Consider the following 18,142-nt stretch of genomic DNA (forward strand, 5'->3'; position numbering starts at 1 on the left):
CCATAAACCACTGAGCGTCGTGAAACCATAACCCCCTGGCTCAGCCACAACACTGGATGCCGACCTTCGCCGGCATAACGATGGTGGGATTGGCGACCACAGCGCGCTGCAATACACACCGTCGTCACCCCGGCGCAGGCCGGGGTCCATAAACCACTGAGCGTCGTGAAACCATAACCCCCTGGCTCAGCCACAACACTGGATGCCGACCTTCGCCGGCATAACGATGGTGGGATTGGCGGCCACAGCGCGCTGCAATACACACCGTCGTCACCCCGGACTTGATCCGGGGTCCATAAACCACTGAGCGTCGTGGCACCAGAAGACCCAAGCTCGGCCACAACACTGGATGCCAGCCTTCGCCGGCCTGACGATGGTGGGACTGGCGACCACAGCGCGCTGCACTACACACCGTCGTCACCCCGGCGAAGGCGGGGGTCCAGCTCCTACAGGCGCGCTGAAATAATAAGCCTCAAACAGCGCGTCGGGGTTGGACTAGAGACATCCGATTAGAAAGGAAACACCACCGGCAACAGCAGCAGCACGGTGATGGAGTAGGCAATGGTCAGCGGCAATCCCGCGCGCACGAAATCCCGCAGGTGGTAGCCACCGAGGTTCTGCACCATCAGGTTGGTCTGGTAGCCAAACGGCGTCAGGAAACTGGCACTGGCACCATAAGCTACCGCCATCACGAACGGCATCCAGCTGACACCGAAACTTTCCGCCAGGCTCCAAGCCAGCGGGAACGCCAGCGCCGCAGCGGCATTGTTGGTCATCAGTTCCGTCAGGGCCAGGGTCAGGAAGAAAATGCCTACCAGCGCCACATAGGGGCCCGCGCCGTCCAGTGTCTGCCGGAAACCGGCGGCCAGGGCATCGGCAAGGCCGCTGCCAGAAAAAGCCTCGGCCAGCACCAGCGCACTGGCGATAATGATCCAGATCTGGAAGGGGAAGCGCCGCTGCAACTCGGTGGTGGAAACGATGCCAAAGGCGATCATGCCACCCAGCAGAATCACCAAACCTTTCAGCAATGAGAAGTAACCCAACGCGGCACCGGCAATCGCTGCGGCAAAGCCCAGTCCCAGCAGCCAGTTGTCGCGCTTGGGCAGCTGGCGCTGCACTTCACTGCCGCTGATCACATAGAAGTTCTTGGTGATGTTCAGGTGATGCTTGAAGTCCGGCCCCTCGGCCAACAACAGGGCATCCCCGGCCTGCAGCTCGACCTCACCCAGCTTGCCCGATAGCCGATCACCGCCCCGGCGCATGGCCACCACCGCCGCATCAAAGCGTGTACGGAACTTGGCGCTCTTCAGGCTCTGGCCGATCAGGCTGGAGGTGGGAGTAATCACCACCTCAGTCAGATCCATGTTCAGCGCCTCATCCTCCAGTGCGAACAGGCGCAGCCCTTCAATATCCTGCAGCCGCCCCAGATCCCGCACGTCGCCACTGAAGATCAGCTTGTCACCGCTTTTCAGCACCTCCGTCGGCGATACCGGGCTGATCACCTGCCCCCGCCGGACGATCTCGATCAGGTACAGGGTCTCCAGCTGACGCAGCTGGTTCTCCTCGACGGTCTTGCCGTCCAGAGGGGAGTCCGCCACTACTTCGGCTTCCAGCAGGTACTCGGTCAGCGGTTCATCGGAAACAGCTTTCTCCGGCAGTAAGCGGTTGCTCACAAACAACACCACCAGGCCAACCAGTGCCGCCGCCGCGCCAATGGGGAAGAAGGCGAAGAAATCGAGCCCGGGCAGGTCGCGGTCCAGCACGAAGCTGTTCACGATCAGGTTGGTGGAGGTGCCGATCAGGGTCATGGTGCCGCCGAGAATTGCGGCGTAGGAAAGCGGCATCAGCAGCTTGGCGGCAGGATAACGGCGCTGGGCCCGGACACTAGAGGCAAGAGCAGCCACTACCGCGGTGTTATTCAGAAAGGCAGAGCTCACGGCCGTCGCGGTGGTCAGCTTCAACAGGCTGGTCTTCAGCGAGCCATTGATCAAGCCATCGGAAACCGAGCGCAGCCAGCGGGTCTTTTCCAGACCCACCGATACCAGAATCAACACCACCAACGTCACCAGCCCCGGGTTTACTGCCTTCTGCAGCGCAGACTCCGCCGGCACAAGGCCGGTCAGAAAACAGACGCCGGCAGCAGAGGCAAACACCAGTGACGGCCTGACGCGGGAGAAGATCAGCGCAGCGATGACCAGGGCAAAAAGCCCCGCAACAAAAATCTGGGTGATGGTCATAAATCGAGATCGCCGGCGCGTCCGCCTCTGTGATTATTTTTCGTGCATGACGTGGCAGGTAATTATGCCAAAACTGCCAGAGGGGCCCAATGTGGTTTTGGTTCTAGGGTTATTTCCGTGATTGCGGTGAGCACTGCGTCATGTTGTGGCCACACTGCAGCCCGTTGGCTCCGAGGACTCTGGATACCGGCCTGCGCCGGTATGACGACAGGAGAACAAGCCAACCGCCTAGCAACCCACCCCCACCATCGTCATCCCGGACTCGATCCGGACACGGAGGCGTGAACGCTGTAGTGAGCAATCGCATTGCTATTGACCCGGAGGGCCGGCGCCTTGGCGCCGTGTTATCCACAAACCACTGAACGCAACACACCACAACAGGCCGATTCGAACCACTAACTGGATACCGGCCTGCGCCGGTATGACGACAGAGGGGCAATCTGGCTACGAAAGGGACAGCCTAACTAAAGAACGCCCCACTACACACCGTCGTCATCCCGGCGCAGGCCGGGATCCAGTGGAGGGGAGTGGGAAACGCGGGGCCTCATACGGAGTGAGCGAATGCTGGGGACTAAATGACGATCAACTACCCCGACAAACCGCCAACGTCGGCTTCGGCTCGGGCGCCTGGGCAATGGTGCGGCAGGCGGAGACTTCCTGGGCGTATTGCTCCACCGGCCGCTGACTAGACCACGACCCTGGATAACGGCCTGCGCCGGTATGACGAGAAGTGGGGAGGTCTAACGACAGAAGGGCCACCCGACTAAAGAGCGCCCCACTCCCACCGTCGTCATCCCGGCGCAGGCCGGGATCCAGTGGAGCGGAGTGAGATACGCGGAGGCTCGAACGGAGTGAGTGAATGCTGGGGACTAAATAACGATCAACTATCCCGACAAACCCCCAACGTCGGCTTGGGCTCCGGCGCCAGGGCAATGGTGCGGCAGGCGGAGACTTCCTGGGCGTATTGCTCCACCAGCCGCTGTATTTCCCGCCGGCTGCGGTGGTCGTTGAGGCCGCGCAGTAGATGTCGGTCCAGCAGCGGGCGCTGTTCGAAGGGGTATTGCTGCTTCAGGGCATATTCTGCGCGCACGATCGCCGTGTGCACTGCGGGGATATAGGGCCCCATCTCATCGGCCCGCTGCATAAACGTCTGCAGCTCCTTGTCCAGCTCGCCAAGATTCAGCTTTACATTGATCATCTCCGCCCAGGTATCCGGCCAGAGCGGGCGCAATGCAGCTGCTTCTTTATAAAGGGCCAGTGCGGCGCGGTAATCGGCGGCCCTGCCCTCACCTTCCTCTGCACCAAAGGCACGCCATTCCAGCAGGCGCGCTTTCAGGGAAAGCTGGTAGGGATTGTCTTCATGCAGGGTGATGGCACGGTCGATGGAAGCGAAGGCCGTTTCCAGGTCCCGCTCGGAAGAAACCTTGCCGTTCTCGCCCCAGCGCTTGAGAGTATTCTCCACGGCCACCACCTGCAAGTGCGCCATGCCCCAGGCGCCTGCGCGCCAGGCGAGCCCGATCAGCACCAGCAGCAATACACCGGTAAAAAACAGGCGCGGCCTGCTCACATCCCGATACCACTTTTTATACCAGGGCGAGCGCCGGCGGCGTTTGCGTTCAGCTGGCATTGCGCGCCTCCACACCGGCAAGCACAAAATGCCCGGCGGCAATGCGGCCCGGGTTGTGGCGCACCAGGTCCCAGGCGCGGGATTCACCCACAATCGCCTCGGCAGCACGGCGGCCCTTGTCCAGTACCGGCGGGCGGCGGACTTCGTGGTGGGCGTCGGTGGCGAGGATGGTGACCAGGTCTTCCTGCAATAATTCTTCCGCGCGCTGCTCCGGGCCCTGGCCGAAGTCGCCAGCCACCGCACCGGCGGTCACCTGGAACAGGCAGCCCAGCCGCGCCAGTGGCAGCACTTTATTGAAGTCGCGCAGGATGTCCTTATTGCGCTCCGGGTGGGCGATCATCGGGCGGATGTTTTGCTTCAGCAGCCAGCGGATCAGCTGTTCAGTGCCGGGCGGGATATGGCTGTGGGGCAGTTCCAGCAGCAGTACGCGGTCACCTTCCCACTTGCCCAGGAAAGGCACCTGGCCACTGGCCACCATGGCCAGGATCTCATCGGAAAGACGAATCTCCGCCGCCATGCCCAGCTGCAGGGGAATGCCCTCTTCTGCCAGCTTTGCCTTAAAGGCAACAAAGGTTTCGGTGATGCTGGCGAGGGTGTTGTCCCAGCGGCCGGGATGAATGTGCGGGGTGGCCACGCAGTGGGTGATGCCATCGTCCACCGCCATGCGGGCCAACAGCAGCGCCTGCTCTAGATCCCGGGCACCGTCATCGATGCCCGGCAGCAGGTGGCAGTGCAGGTCGATCATGCCACTTCCAGATCTTTCTCACTGACCTTGGTGGTTTGCTTGGCAACCTGCGGTCTGGCGGTGGCGCTGTAACTGCCGTACTCGCCATCGTACCCGTAATAGTCGCCGTAGTAGGTAGCCTTGTTGGACGTATCCAGCTGGTTCAGGACCACACCATCCACCTTGGCGCCCACTTGCAGCAGGCGGCCAATACCGTTGGTGACCATCTTCTGGCGGGTGCTGTCGGCCTTCACCACATACAGCATGGAATCCGCCACGCGGGAAACGATCAGCGCATCACTCACCACCTGCGCGGGCGCGGTATCGAGAATCACACGATCGTACTTGTCCATCAGCACCTGCAGTGCCTTGGTAAAGCGCGGGGAGGAAAGCATCTCCTGCGGGTTCGGCGGCACGACACCGGCGGGCATCACATCCAGGCTACTCTTTTCGTCGTGGTGGATACACTCCGCCAGGGTATTGCTGCCGGCAATCAGGTTGGACAGGCCCGGGTGGTACACCGGCAGGCCGAAATCCTTGCCCACGGAAGGACGGCGCATATCGGCGTCGATCAGCAGTACCTTTTCCATCTGCGCCAGGGCGAAGCCCAGGTTTTCCGCCACGGTGGTCTTGCCCTCACCCGGTACGGATGAGGTGACGGAAATCACCTTGGCCGGCGTCTCCAAGTGCGAAAGCACCAGGCTGGTGCGCAGGGTACGCACCGCCTCGGCAAACTGGTGGTGGGCGCTGTCGAAGAAGGTAGCCAGACTCAGGCGCTCTTCCTTGTCATGCTTCACCCAGGGCAGCATGCCGATCATGCGCTGGCCCAGTTTGTTTTCCACATCTTCCGGATTGCGGATGCCGTCGTTCAGCGCCTCGATCAGGAAGGCCAGCATCACGCCGAACATGGCACTTACCACTAAGGCCAGGGCCACGATCAGCTTCTTCTTGGGCTTGGCCGGTTCACGCGGGGAAACCGCCGGGTCCATCAGGCGAGCGTTGGCAGCCTCGAAGCCGGAGGTCTCGCTGGTTTCCTTAAAGCGGGTCAGGAAGGCGCTGTACAGCTGGCGGTTCACTTCCACTTCGCGCTTCAGCTCGTTGTAGCGGGTCTCCTTGCGAGAGATCTGCTGGTACTCGCCCTTCGCCTGGTTCAGCTCGCGCTCCAGTGCGCGCACGTCGGCCTGCGCTGTCTGGTAATCGTTCTGGATACCGCTGATCAGCTGGCGCACTTCACTGCGCAGCTTGTCCTGCACCGATTCCAGCTCGTCGCGGGCAGCGATCATTTTCGGGTGCTTGGGTCCGTAACGGCGCGCCAGCTCGGAGACCTTGCGCGAAGCCTCGGTCTCGGCCTGCTTGATGTTGGCAATCACCGAGTGGTTCAGCACCTCCGGAAGACTCGCCAGCGCATCGATATCCGTACCGCGGCTCTGCACCAGCGCATGGATGCTCTCCGCCTGCTTCAGCTCCCTGCGGGCATCGATCAGCTGGGTGGTAATCTCATTCAGTTCCTGCGCGGCCAGGCCCTGTACGCCGGCCACATCCACCAGGCCCTGGGATTCCTGGAACGCCTGCAATTGCGCCTCGGAACTCTCCAGCTTCACGCGCAGGTCTTCCAGGCGGTCGTTCAGCCAGGAAGTGGCCTGCTGGGTCATGTCCAGCTTGGCTTCCAGGTGGCTGTCGATAAATACCGCCGCTACCGTGTTGGCAATCTCGGCAGCCAGCTGCGGGGATTCGGATTCGAAGGTGATCTTCACCAGCTGGGTGTTGCGCACCGGCGAGATGGTCAGGTTTTCACTGACTGCATCGGTCACCTCTTCCAGTTTCAGCTGCCGGGCTTCTTCCTCGGTGAGGATTTCATTGGAAGCCAGGAACGGCAGCCAGCCCTTTACCTTCTCCTTGAAGGAAGGCTCCTGCTGGTCCGGATCGAACAGCGGGTGCTCGGTCAGGTTCAGCCGTGCTACCACCTGCTCGGCAATGGTGCGGGACTTCAGAATCTCGAACTGGGTCAGGAAGTATTCCTTGCGGCTGGAGTCCAGCCCGTACACTTCCTCAATGGAGAGCGCCTTGGGCTGCTCTGCCTCGATCATCAGGGTCGCGGTTGCCTGGTAGCGCGGTGTCATGGAGAACACCACCATCGCCGTCAGCATGGCCACGGCCACGGCCAGCGCGGCAATGCGCCACTTGAACCGGTCCACAATGCGCCAGTACTGGCGCAGGTCAATCACTTCCTCCTGAAGTAAGCGCTCCTGCTGCATGTTGTTGTCTTGCGCGTTCATGATTTACCTCAGAAGAAACTCTGCTCCACAGTGATCACATCACCGGGGCGCAGTTGGGCATTCAGGCTGACTTTTTCCGGTGTCTGGCTCGGGTCATCCCCGCGCACCACAAAAATCTTGGATTCGGAGGCACGCTCGGTAAAGCCCTGGGCCAGCGCCGCCGCCTTGCTCACGGTCAGGCCCGGCTGGTACGGGTAACCGCCCGGCTTTTCCACTTCACCGTGAATATAAAACGGGCGGTACTCCAGGATGGATACATGCACATTGGGGTTTACCAGGTAATCCCCTTTCAGGCCCTGGTGAATCCGCGCCTCCAGCTCGGCCACGGTCATGCCGTTGACCTTCAGCTCGCCCAGGAACGGATAGTTCACCAGGCCGCTGTCGCTCAGCTGGGTCTCCACCGTCAGGTCATCCTCGCCGTAGACGTTGATGAGGATCTTGTCCCCGGAGCCCAGGCGATAGTTACTCTCAAGGCTGCCCTGGGTAATCGCCAGCGCAGCCGATGTGCCCATTGCCAGCCACAGAACGGAGAAGATGGGGAAGATGGAGAGCACAGCGCGCAGTGCGCGCCGCCCCAGTGTGCTTGTGTATCCCATAACGGTTACCAATGTTTACCTCAATCGTGCCAAACCGCTGCGTGGGCTCAGCTCGCGTTTCATCGGGCTGAGCCGCACTTAACCAGACTCAACTGAATTTACAGCGTCGCGCGGAAGCCAAGGGTGGTGACAGCGCGGTCGTAGTCATAGCCCGCCAATGTGCTGTCCTGGCTGCCGGTGGCGTAGCCCAGGGTAAAGGTCAGCCAGCGGCGCATTTCATAGTTTGCATTGACGGCAGCACCGCTCACGTCTTCGGTGCGGTCGATGCCTTCGTAATCCATGTTCTGGTGATACACGGTCACGTCGGTGGAAAGGCGATCCGCCCAACCATGGCCCCAGGACGCAGACAGCACTTCCACATCGGCAAAGTTGCCGGCACCGCGGGCCTCCTCAAAGCGGCTGGCGGCGGTGAATTCGAAGGTGCTGTAGCTCTTCGGCTCCCACATCACGCCGATTTCCCATGCCGGCGCGGCGAAGTCCTCACGGGAGGGCTCATCGAATTTCTTGGAGCGCGCGCCCAGTTTTACAGAACCGGTGGTCTTGGCGGTGCCTTCCCAGGTCAGGCCAAACAGGACCTTGTTCTCGGCGCTGTCGCGGCTGGCAACGTCAACAACAGTTTCGTCGTAACCAATCTGGCGATGGTTCACTTCTGCCACCAGCTTGGTCTTGCCGCCGGTGTTGTAGAAGAAACGGGCAGCGCCGTAGTTAGTGCCGTAATCGCGGCCGCGGATCAGCTGCTCGGCTTCCAGGCCATCGACGAACTTGGTCTCGTCGTAGTCGCGGGCGCGGGTACCGACTTCCAGCTCCAGGTTACCGCGGGCGGTCTCGGCGCCGTAGCGGTAAGTACCGTGTACATCACTCTGGGAGTAACGGTCCGGCTCGGCCAGCAACTGGCCAAAGCCCTGAGAGTAACCGGTACCGCGGGCCTCATGCAGGTCCAGGTAACTGGCGGCCAGGCTGAAGCGGTTGCGGTCGTTCATTTCCCAGCTGGCATCGGCTTCCAGCGCGTGGTCGGTGTAGTTATCCGCATCGCTATCCTGGTAATCGCCACGGGCCAGGGTGTAGCGCAGGTTGTATTCAGACAAACCATTCTCGGCAGACAGCAGGAAGCTCGGCTTCAGCTCGGTCATCCAGCTGTCAGTCGGGTTCTCGTCGGTATGGATGACGTTATCATCGTGCAGCAGGTTCACATCCAGAACCGGCGTGAACAGCACGCCCTTGCCCAGCTCGATCGCGCCGGCTTCACTCTCTGCCATGGCAGAGGTCGCCCCCACAGATACAGCCATGCCGATGGCCAGAGAAAGTCTCGCTTTTGTCATCGTAATTATTCCAACAGTCCCTAAAAACAAGTTATGCACCGCCGGCTGAGCCGTGCGGTGCCCCAACAATTCCAGTTTTACGCGGCCGGCTTCTGGGCCGGCCTCAATCTCTGCGCGTCCACACCGGGCGAGTCCACGCCGGGATCAATAAGCATTCTTCCCGGTAAAACCCTTGAAGATCGTCATCAGCACGATGCGGATATCCAGCCACAACGACCAGTGGCGGATGTAATGCAAATCGTGCTCCACCCGCTTGCTCATCTTCTCGAGCGTATCGGTCTCACCGCGCCAGCCATTCACCTGCGCCCAACCGGTAATGCCCGGCTTCACCTTGTGCCGCAGCATGTAACCGTCAACCAGACGACGGTACTCCTCGTTGTGCGCCACCGCATGCGGGCGCGGACCGACGATGGACATGCGCCCCTGCAGTACATTGAAAAACTGCGGCAATTCATCCAGGGACGTACGGCGCAGGAAGGCGCCGATGGGCGTAATGCGCGCATCACCCTTTTTGGCCTGCACCACCTTGTCGCCGTTGTCCTGGGCCGTCATTGAGCGGAACTTCCACACCTTGATGGCACGCCCGTCCAGGCCATAGCGGTGCTGCTTGAAAATCACCGGCCCCGGCGAGGTCAATTTGATCGCCGCGGCAATAATCAGCATCAGTGGTGAAATCATCACCAGAATGACGGATGACAGCACCACATCCTCAAGCCGCTTGAGCCAGCTGTTCAGGCCCTCGATGGGCGTGTCATACACGCTCAACAGGCTGGAATCACCCACATTGCGCCAGCGGGTGTGCAGCAGGTTGGTGACAAACATGTCGGTTATCAGCTGCACGGTGGCTGTGGTATCTGCCAGCGCCTGCAGGATGCGGGCAATCTGCTCTTCTTCACGCATCGGCAGCGCAATGTAAATCAGGTCCACCTCTCCGGCGCGGGCCGCTGCCACGGCATCTTCTACACTGCCGAGCAGATTTACCGGCTCCAGTTCCAGCATGGACTGATTGCAGGCATCGCTGCCGGCCACCTGATAGAAACCCTGCACACGGATGCCCAGCTGCGGCTCACGGCTCAGGTTGCGGGCCAGGCGCAGGCCGGATTCGGTCACGCCGATAATGGCCGCACTACGGCTGTTGTAACCCTGGGAACGCAGGAAGAAGAGCAGCTGGCGCAAACCAAAGCGCCAGGCACAGAGCAGTACTAAGGTGGAGGATGCCCAGGTGCCAATCACCAAGCGCGAGTACCCAACGCTGGTCTTGCTGAAATAGCCCACCAACAGCAGCACTGCACAGAGCACACACCAGGCAAAAGCCGTATAAGCCACCATCTGCAGGTAAGTATCCGCTCGCCAGGAGCGATACAGATCCACAGATTCCGCGAACAGCGCAAAGCCCACAGCCGCTATCAGGCCGAGTAAGAACCAGTCACTGGTGATGCTGTGGCCGAATATGGCCAGGCAGGCAAACAGCACCCCCAGAATCAGCGCGCCGTCCAATAAACGATACACCGCAGCCAGACTACTCTGGTGGCTACGTATCCATCCTTGCCCCACGGCAATTCCCCCTAAAAAATCATCCCTGCCAGATTCCGTGGTCACCCCATTTGGAACCGGGCCCCGCTACAAGGTGGATACTCCACCCTGTTCCCCAAGCGGGACCCGATCTTTAATGACCCCTGGCCAACCCTTTCGGGCCCTTGTTTTTGTATCCTAAATGATGCCACAGATGTGACACCAATCAACACAAAAACGAGATGCAAATCACGATTTTATTTTGAATTTTTGATCGATATTTCAACAAACCCCATCTTTTTATCCACTCGCGACAAGACAAACCTGCTTAAAAGCATCATTGAGAGCCAACCGCAAAAAACACCGAGCGTATTGGCCAACATGTCCCAGCCATCGGCTGTCCGGCCCGGCAGCATCCAGCCCTGCCACACTTCAATCCCCAGCCCAATAGCAACCAGTACCGCAATACCAACTAGAGGCCGCGCAAAACCAATCACCCAAAGCCCTGAAAGCGCTGCGAAAGCACCGAAGTGAAGGATCAGGTCAAAGTGTGAAACCACCTGAGGTACCGGCCTCGCCTTCAGGCCAGCGAAAAGCGCAATGGCCAGCAACAATACAAACAGGCCCCGCGCAGCAATTTTAATCACACCTTTACATCCCAAATGAATAGCCCTTTGGGGCTATATCGATTACATGACATTACACCAGCCACCTCGGCGCTGGTTAGCGGATATCACTGCCATGAGGCTGAAAAAGAAGGGGCAGTAGAGCCTACCTAGTACGCCAAACCGCCAAAGTATTGATCCCAAGTCGGCGCTTAACCTGCCACACTGCCAGAAGATTCTGCGTAGCTACGGCCAAAGCAGTAGCAACAGCACTACCGGTTGCCCCCCATACTGGAGTCAATGTAAGCGCCAGCCCAATAGCTACCGGACCTGAAATTAATACTGTATTTCTTAGATCCTTTTCATGCCCAGACATGCTCAGTAAATAGCCTACGGATCCAGTGGCCACATTGACAAACTGTCCGACCACCAATATTTGTAATAAGTGTGCTCCTTTGCTAAAACCCTCGCCAAACAACGACATGAGGAATTCTGGAAATACAACCATAAAAAGCACGACAGGTAACGCTGAAAGCACCATCAACCTAACCGATGTCACTGCAAGTTCATGAAGTTCCTTCATCTGCCCCTGTTTGTACATAGCTGCAAAGCGTGGAGCAACAACAAGATTGACTGCCATCAACACAAAGCTAGTTAACATTGCCGTGCGCTGCGCGACCGCTAGCTGGGCTACTATTCCTGAATCAACATAGGCACCAGCCACAAACTGACCTGACCACTGAACCAACTGCCCCATCATCAACACTACCCACAGGGGCATACAACTATGAAAAAGCTTAGTCCAACTAACCCTTGAAGTATCGTTTTTGTCTCGATTTTCAGTAGGCATAAAGCCCCGGCGCCTTAAAGCCACCACCCAAAGATAGCCACCTGAGACTGCTGCCAATGCTGCTGCGATACTATATGCGTTAGCCGCATCTATTGCTGAGCTAACTCCAAGCCCGAACAATAAGCAGATCAAAAATGCGTTACTAAATATATTCAGAGTCATTATAGAGGCAACTATCTTATGCAACCCTTGGAGACCCATTGCAAACAAAGTAAAAAAAGCTAAACCAATTATTCCGGGCGCCATAGCGGAAAAAACTCCACCCAGCTGAGGCTTCGAAAAAACAACTCGCGCGAAATAATCACTCCCAAAATAAAGAGTTAAAGCCACAAATATAGAGCTTAGACCAGTCAAAACCAGTCCTTTCACCATTACTGATTGCGCTAAACTCCAATCTTTATCAGAAGATGCAGCACTAACAAAACGAAGCACTGAATTATCTAGACCCATTCGGCACATTCCTGCCAAAAACGTTATTACACTAAATGCAAGAAAGTAATAACCAGACTCAAACGCACCTAATAGCCTCCCTAGGAAAATACTTACCAAGAAAAGGGCAATCGCGGACAATGCTCGAACGAAGAAACTTATCCCGATATTGACAACTAGTGACCGCTGTAGCGAGCCATATAAAGACAAAATAGCCATTTATTCCATCTCTGATAAACAACACATAGAGTACTTCAAATAGCTGCCACAATTAGCTCAAGCGACAGCCACTAGCAAACGCCAGGAACATTCAAATTCTACGAGAATGCCGAAAAAAAGCCCAAACAGCACGAATATTGGTAGTTGCATATCTAACAAAAAGCTTCCTCGGGTTCTTCCAGAGCCTATGCAGCCACTCGAGCCCCATCGACTGCATAAGCACCGGCGCTCTCTCATTCTTTCCGGAAAGAAAATCAAACAGGCCGCCACAGGTCTTAATCCACCCGACCGACTCTAAATGCTTTTTCAGCTGAATCGCGACATACTCCTGCCTTGGCTTACCCATTGCCAACCAAAGAACATCTGGAGCACACTCATCAATATCTCTTGCAACCGCAGGAATCTCATCATTTGAAAAATAACCATCCCTCCAACCTACAACATCTACATGAGGATACTTTTGTTTTACCTCTTTTACAGCCAAGGCGCATTGGTCAGGAGTTGCACCCAGGAAATAATAACGAATACGCTGACCTTTCATACGCGCAACATCCGAAAGCACATGAATGAAATCTGTTGTCGGAATCCTCTCAGGAAGGGTAGACGAACCAAAAATACGAGATGCAAATACAATAGACATACCATCGGCATGAATAATATCGGCCTCACACATAGCAGCCATAAAGTTATGATCACTATTAGCTAATGCAACCCCCTGACCATTCGAGGAAAATACTAACTTCGGCTTAACTCTATCATTATGTGTGTGTTTACAATCACTCAGACATATCTCCGCTAGCTCTACAGCTGTACACGCCAATGTCGGAAGCCCGCCTACATTGACTGTATTAAACTCTGTAACCATACTGAATCATTCCCTCACCACAAATATTTAAAAACACATCTACTTCCTGAGAAGTAAGTTCCATCTTCCATTTAGCCACGCTCGACGAGTCTATAGGCTTATTTAGTTTTATGAACTCCCTCTTTGAAGCTCGGTGGTCTTCGCGGGGCAAGCTTATTAAGCGATCATCAAAATGTAACCCTAAAAACTCAAACAGCCCCTTAAGACTATCATTAGGATTAACCACCAAATCTTCATACTTAACCGTATATATTCGACTTTTATTTCCGCATGCGTTAACAGCAGAAATGCAATCCCGCCAATACTTTGCATAAGACATGCAGGATCTTGCCTGCGGAATATTCTTACCGCTCAAACCCGATAGATATGCATCCCTAGGATCCCTAACAACATTGACAATCTTAGCGGAACGGAAGGAGCGAAAAATTTCATCCAGAAAAAAAACATGCTGCGGCGTCTTTTCCAAAAAGACGCGTGAATTAAATTTTCTTTCATGCCATCTGAGCAAAAACTCTGAACGGGACGAACTTGAGGCCACCAAATCAAGGTATTCTTGCTTCGAGATAAACTCTGAAAATCTAAAATAATCAAAAATATTTTTTTTCGAATAAACCTCGGTTTCAAATTCGAAAGAAGAAACCTCACTCGCATTACCAATAAGCTTCTGAATTAATGTTGTACCACTTCTAGGAGCACCAACAACAAAGATAAACTCTTGATTACTTGCAAAGCTTTTTTTCGCCCAACGGTAATTCCTTATCAGGTGCCATGGATTCCTCAAATAACTCAAGACATGGTAGAATTGTGAATGTTTCTTATACTTCATTAAACGAGCGCCTTTGAAGAACACCAAATACAGAAAAACACAACAGTGCCTGAAGAGCATATGCATCAACATCTTGGAACAACATCCAGAGAATGACTGGAACGACCCCTCGAACAGCGACCGCAACTCCTGACCGCCTTACACAATCCCTCACACAACCAGCGAAAAAGACAACCACCGCGAAAGCGCCCAAATAGCCAAATTTTACCAACGTAGACAACAAAGTTGAATGCGAGCCAACCGGTATGTGTATATCACTCAACCCCAACGGCTTCACTCCAATCCCAAAAAAGGGATGATCTAAACTTAACTCTATAGCCAGAAGATATGACTCCAATCTAACGCTTCCAGAATTACTTCTTAAACTGGCAATATGCGGGAGATAATTGATCGCATAAAATACAACCAAGCACCAGAGCATAACGAACAAGCCAACGAATAATGACCTATATTTTCTTAACTTCCCCCAATAAACCACACAATACCAAACAAGCGCAGCAACAATATAGCTCAAAAACATTACCCGACTGAGAGTTGTTGCAACAGCCAGCACAGCAAGAAAATCAACGGTCAGCGCTTGATAAAACGTGACACAGGAACCTCTTAAATAAAAGAATGCAAAGGACAGCACTGCGATTAGCAGCGCAGCCGAAGTGGGGAAATCAGACAAAAACACCACTCTTGGCGTACTAAAACCAAAGCCCCACTCAACCCTCGAGTAAATTGCTGTTTTAGCCGCATTAAGAATGCCAGGAAGATCAACTCCCGAAAAAATATGCCCAAGTAAAGTAAGATGCTCTAACTGAAAATTACCAACAACAAATGCATACAAGAAAATCAATACATAAGCTGATGCCACATAGAAAAATGACACTGAGAGAATTTCGCAATAAGCCAAAGAGTATCTTTTTGATTGCTTTAATATGAGATAGAAACCAAATCCCGATGCCATCAACATAAGATTGTAAAAGCTCGCCGCCCACCTACTCAGGTCAACCCATGGAAGCAATAACAACAACCTAGAAAAGCAATAAAGTAGAAAGAAAACAAAAAACACCTCTTTGAAACCAAGAGAAAGCTTTAATCTTTTTATACCCAATATGCAACAGGCCAACACAAAAAAAGGGTAAATAAATACATTGAATCCCAGCACCCACCAGAGAGGTGCTAGAATTAGAAAAAATGAAAACAAACTTTTATATGTTAAGGTCATAGAAAAATCAGGTACAAACAAGCAAAAAAGGCTCAGAAACAGTAGGCCATTGCAGCACTATGCAGCGACTTTAGAATTTGGCTCTGAGCTTCAACCCATGACGGCAGTGATAACAATTCTTCGCAGGCGGCAAACCACCCAAACCATTCAAAAATTCAGCTCATTAAGAATCATGTGGCGGATCCACTTGGCCATACAGATCCAATCTATATAATATTCATTTAGGAGAAACAACGACACCGATTACCAAATTAAATAATGCAAGCCACGATACATTCACCAAAACCACATGCTCGCTCGTTTCCACCTATAGTCGACAATTATTATAGAACCCACTTCAATATCAATTTATGACAGTATCATACAGAGCGTTAAATTCAGAAGCTTCACTGCATGTAACTCAAGTTGCATACTCGGCTTGACTATACTCTCCCTCAGCCAATGGATGACGGACTTGCACTCCCGTAAGTTTATTGTAATCGAGATACCACTCTACCAATCTTTTCACACCAAGCTCTACCTCCGTACAAGGTTGATAGCCAGTTACTGCAGCCAGAGCCTCGGTGCTCGCAAATGTTTGAGTTACATCACCATCTTGCATTGGCAAATAATTCTTTTTTGCTTTTTTACCTAAGGCCCTCTCCAAGCATGCAATAAAGCTCTCAAGCTCAACTGGATTTGAGTTTCCAATATTATAGATGCTGTAAGGGGCCTCTCTACGTACATTCCCACTTTCAAAACTGATATAGGGGATATGATCTTGCACTCTAACGACCCCCTCGACGATATCATCGATATAGGTAAAATCACGCTTCATTTTACCTCCATTGAAGACATTGATCGGCCTATCGTTGGCTATAGCATCCAAAAATAGATAAGGGGCCATATCTGGCCTACCCCAAGGGCCATATACTGTAAAAAATCTCAACCCTGTAGTTGGTAAACCGTAAAGATGGCTATAAGAGTGAGCTAAAAGCTCATTGGATTTCTTGGTGGCCGCATACAAGGAAACAGGGTGATCCACCCTATCGCTCTCCGCGAATGGAACTTTCTCATTCATCCCATAAACCGAACTGGAAGAGGCGTAGACTAGGTGTTCAACCTTGTGGTGACGACACCCCTCCAAAATCGTCATCATCCCGGTAAGATTGGAGTCCACATAGGCCATGGGATTTTCTATTGAGTAGCGCACCCCAGCCTGCGCCCCCAAATGAATAACACGCTTAAAGTTTTCTCGAGCGAATAATGACGAAATCCCATCTCTATCGGCCAGGTCTAACTTGATAAACCTGAAGCCCTCTAAATTCTGAAGCTTCATCAACCTAAGGTTCTTCAGCTTCGGATCGTAATAACTATTCAGATTATCAACACCGACAACTTCATGACCCAGATTACAAAGCTTTTCGGCAACAAAACTACCAATAAAACCAGCTGCGCCCGTTACCAAGAACTTCATCTTTCACTCCCTTGCATATTAGATGAGCGACCAATCGAATAGTATGCATACCCTTTCATCTTCATACGCTCAGGCTCATACATATTTCTTCCATCAAAGATAACGGGCGCACTTAGTTGTGTCTTCACATATTCGTCGTCGAAAGTTCGGAAATTCTTCCACTCCGTACAAATAACAAGGGCATCCGCACCTCGCAGCGCAGCCTCTTTTGTTCCGACCAGAGAGAGATCTCCTCGCAACCCGTAAATTCTCTGTATTTCTTCCATAGCCTCTGGATCAAAAGCTTGTACTTTAGCTCCTGCCTTCCATAGCAACTCCAACAAAACCCGACTTGGAGCATCGCGGACATCGTCGGTATTCGGTTTGAATGCCAAGCCCCACAGAGAAAAAGTCTTTCCCTTTAGCGCTTTACTGGCATCCTCTTTGGAGCAATTGAAGTGCCGGCAAATCAAATCAAACAACTTGTGCTTTTGTGTGTTATTAACAGTCTCTACAGCTTCAAGTATTTTCGATTGGTACTGTAATTCTTTGGAAGTATTGATTAGTGCTTTTACGTCTTTGGGGAAGCATGAACCACCATAGCCACAACCCGGGTAAATAAATTGATAACCAATTCTTGGATCCGAGCCTATACCCTGGCGCACAAACTCGATGTCAGCGCCAACTCGTTCAGCAATATTCGCCATCTCGTTCATGAAACTGATTTTAGTTGCGAGCATGCAGTTTGCAGCATACTTAGTCAGTTCTGCACTACGAACATCCATAAACAGGATTTTTTCGTGGTTACGGTTAAATGGGGCATAGAGTTCGCGCATAGCTGTTTCTACCGTGCGACGAGATTCGCCATGCAGATCTAAACCAATAACGATACGATCCGGACGCATGCAGTCATTTACAGCAGCACCTTCTTTCAAGAACTCCGGATTTGAGATCACTGTGAAGGGAACTTCTAAACTACGATTCCGAAGCGTCGTTTCTACCAGATTCCTCACTTTATCCGCTGTACCTACAGGCACAGTAGACTTATTGACGATGATCTTTTCATCATCCATATGCGTAGCGATGGATTCAGCTACTGCCAATACATATTGCAGATCCGCAGAGCCATCCTCATCTGGCGGGGTACCCACGGCGATGATCTGAACTTGCCCATGGTTTACCGCTTCTTCGGTGCTAGTAGTAAACAGCAGGTTGCCGGACTCGATATTCGACTTGACGATTGGCTCTAGACCAGGCTCATATATAGGAATGAGCCCATCTTTGAGCCGATCAATTTTGTTGACATCAACATCCATGCACATGACGTGATGGCCAACCTCTGCCAGACAGGCGCCAGTGACTAAGCCTACGTAGCCAGTACCGAAGATAGTAACTTTCATTCCTTTATT

14 protein-coding genes are annotated in these 18,142 nt (G+C 53.6%); all 14 read right to left on the reverse strand.

What is annotated here, in order from left to right; translation table 11 throughout:
• Positions 1-509 precede the first annotated feature (509 nt).
• Positions 510-2,237, reverse strand: a complete 1,728-nt coding sequence (locus AWR36_RS11480; RefSeq protein WP_067085050.1) for an SLC13 family permease — start codon at positions 2,235-2,237, stop codon at positions 510-512.
• Positions 2,238-3,117: 880 nt separating this feature from the next.
• Positions 3,118-3,864: a VpsP family polysaccharide biosynthesis protein gene (locus AWR36_RS11485; RefSeq protein WP_067085052.1), complete on the reverse strand. Its 747-nt coding sequence runs from the start codon at positions 3,862-3,864 to the stop codon at positions 3,118-3,120.
• The gene (locus AWR36_RS11490) at positions 3,854-4,609 is read right to left on the reverse strand and encodes a tyrosine-protein phosphatase (protein WP_067085055.1); all 756 of its coding nucleotides are present in this window, start codon (positions 4,607-4,609) and stop codon (positions 3,854-3,856) included. Before AWR36_RS11490 ends, AWR36_RS11485 begins: the two co-directional genes overlap by 11 nt.
• The gene (locus tag AWR36_RS11495; RefSeq protein WP_067085057.1) at positions 4,606-6,864 is read right to left on the reverse strand and encodes a GumC family protein; all 2,259 of its coding nucleotides are present in this window, start codon (positions 6,862-6,864) and stop codon (positions 4,606-4,608) included. Before AWR36_RS11495 ends, AWR36_RS11490 begins: the two co-directional genes overlap by 4 nt.
• Before the next feature lie 8 nt (positions 6,865-6,872).
• On the reverse strand, positions 6,873-7,460 hold the full coding sequence (locus AWR36_RS11500; RefSeq protein WP_082679566.1) for a polysaccharide biosynthesis/export family protein: 588 nt from the start codon (positions 7,458-7,460) through the stop codon (positions 6,873-6,875).
• A gap of 98 nt (positions 7,461-7,558) precedes the next feature.
• Complete coding sequence (locus AWR36_RS11505; protein WP_067085059.1) at positions 7,559-8,779, reverse strand: outer membrane beta-barrel protein; 1,221 nt, start codon at positions 8,777-8,779, stop codon at positions 7,559-7,561.
• Between the two features lie 144 nt (positions 8,780-8,923).
• Positions 8,924-10,288 carry an undecaprenyl-phosphate glucose phosphotransferase gene (locus AWR36_RS11510; protein ID WP_231745310.1) on the reverse strand — a complete coding sequence of 455 codons (1,365 nt, stop codon included), beginning with the start codon at positions 10,286-10,288 and terminating at the stop codon, positions 8,924-8,926.
• 260 nt (positions 10,289-10,548) lie between these two features.
• Complete coding sequence (locus AWR36_RS11515; RefSeq protein ID WP_067085064.1) at positions 10,549-10,938, reverse strand: VanZ family protein; 390 nt, start codon at positions 10,936-10,938, stop codon at positions 10,549-10,551.
• A 124-nt stretch (positions 10,939-11,062) separates the two neighbouring features.
• On the reverse strand, positions 11,063-12,394 hold the full coding sequence (locus tag AWR36_RS11520; RefSeq protein WP_082679567.1) for an oligosaccharide flippase family protein: 1,332 nt from the start codon (positions 12,392-12,394) through the stop codon (positions 11,063-11,065).
• Between the two features lie 91 nt (positions 12,395-12,485).
• Entirely contained in the window at positions 12,486-13,259 is a 774-nt protein-coding gene (locus AWR36_RS11525) for a WecB/TagA/CpsF family glycosyltransferase (RefSeq protein ID WP_067104683.1), read from the reverse strand.
• A complete protein-coding gene (locus AWR36_RS11530) occupies positions 13,243-14,085 on the reverse strand; it encodes a sulfotransferase family protein (RefSeq protein ID WP_176491136.1) in 843 nt (280 codons plus the stop codon). The genes AWR36_RS11525 and AWR36_RS11530 overlap by 17 nt, the downstream gene beginning before the upstream one ends.
• Positions 14,075-15,298 (reverse strand): O-antigen ligase family protein, encoded by a 1,224-nt coding sequence (locus AWR36_RS11535; protein ID WP_082679569.1) that lies wholly within the window; start codon positions 15,296-15,298, stop codon positions 14,075-14,077. Before AWR36_RS11535 ends, AWR36_RS11530 begins: the two co-directional genes overlap by 11 nt.
• 400 nt (positions 15,299-15,698) lie before the next feature.
• A complete protein-coding gene (locus tag AWR36_RS11540; RefSeq protein ID WP_067085068.1) occupies positions 15,699-16,754 on the reverse strand; it encodes an NAD-dependent epimerase in 1,056 nt (351 codons plus the stop codon).
• Entirely contained in the window at positions 16,751-18,133 is a 1,383-nt protein-coding gene (locus AWR36_RS11545) for a UDP-glucose dehydrogenase family protein (RefSeq protein WP_067085070.1), read from the reverse strand. Before AWR36_RS11545 ends, AWR36_RS11540 begins: the two co-directional genes overlap by 4 nt.
• Between the last annotated feature and the right edge of the window lie 9 nt (positions 18,134-18,142).

This window comes from Microbulbifer flavimaris, from assembly GCF_001641755.2.
Classification (GTDB): domain Bacteria; phylum Pseudomonadota; class Gammaproteobacteria; order Pseudomonadales; family Cellvibrionaceae; genus Microbulbifer; species Microbulbifer flavimaris.

What these genes read in the sequence shown, in the direction of transcription:
- AWR36_RS11495 (WP_067085057.1), bottom strand. Translation starts at nt 6,864, where the DNA reads ATGAACGCGCAAGACAACAACATGCAGCAGGAGCGCTTACTTCAGGAG.
- AWR36_RS11500 (WP_082679566.1), bottom strand. Translation starts at nt 7,460, where the DNA reads ATGGGATACACAAGCACACTGGGGCGGCGCGCACTGCGCGCTGTGCTC.
- AWR36_RS11480 (WP_067085050.1), bottom strand. Translation starts at nt 2,237, where the DNA reads ATGACCATCACCCAGATTTTTGTTGCGGGGCTTTTTGCCCTGGTCATC.
- AWR36_RS11505 (WP_067085059.1), bottom strand. Translation starts at nt 8,779, where the DNA reads ATGACAAAAGCGAGACTTTCTCTGGCCATCGGCATGGCTGTATCTGTG.
- AWR36_RS11520 (WP_082679567.1), bottom strand. Translation starts at nt 12,394, where the DNA reads ATGGCTATTTTGTCTTTATATGGCTCGCTACAGCGGTCACTAGTTGTC.
- AWR36_RS11525 (WP_067104683.1), bottom strand. Translation starts at nt 13,259, where the DNA reads ATGGTTACAGAGTTTAATACAGTCAATGTAGGCGGGCTTCCGACATTG.
- AWR36_RS11540 (WP_067085068.1), bottom strand. Translation starts at nt 16,754, where the DNA reads ATGAAGTTCTTGGTAACGGGCGCAGCTGGTTTTATTGGTAGTTTTGTT.
- AWR36_RS11535 (WP_082679569.1), bottom strand. Translation starts at nt 15,298, where the DNA reads ATGACCTTAACATATAAAAGTTTGTTTTCATTTTTTCTAATTCTAGCA.
- AWR36_RS11490 (WP_067085055.1), bottom strand. Translation starts at nt 4,609, where the DNA reads ATGATCGACCTGCACTGCCACCTGCTGCCGGGCATCGATGACGGTGCC.
- AWR36_RS11485 (WP_067085052.1), bottom strand. Translation starts at nt 3,864, where the DNA reads ATGCCAGCTGAACGCAAACGCCGCCGGCGCTCGCCCTGGTATAAAAAG.
- AWR36_RS11530 (WP_176491136.1), bottom strand. Translation starts at nt 14,085, where the DNA reads ATGAAGTATAAGAAACATTCACAATTCTACCATGTCTTGAGTTATTTG.
- AWR36_RS11545 (WP_067085070.1), bottom strand. Translation starts at nt 18,133, where the DNA reads ATGAAAGTTACTATCTTCGGTACTGGCTACGTAGGCTTAGTCACTGGC.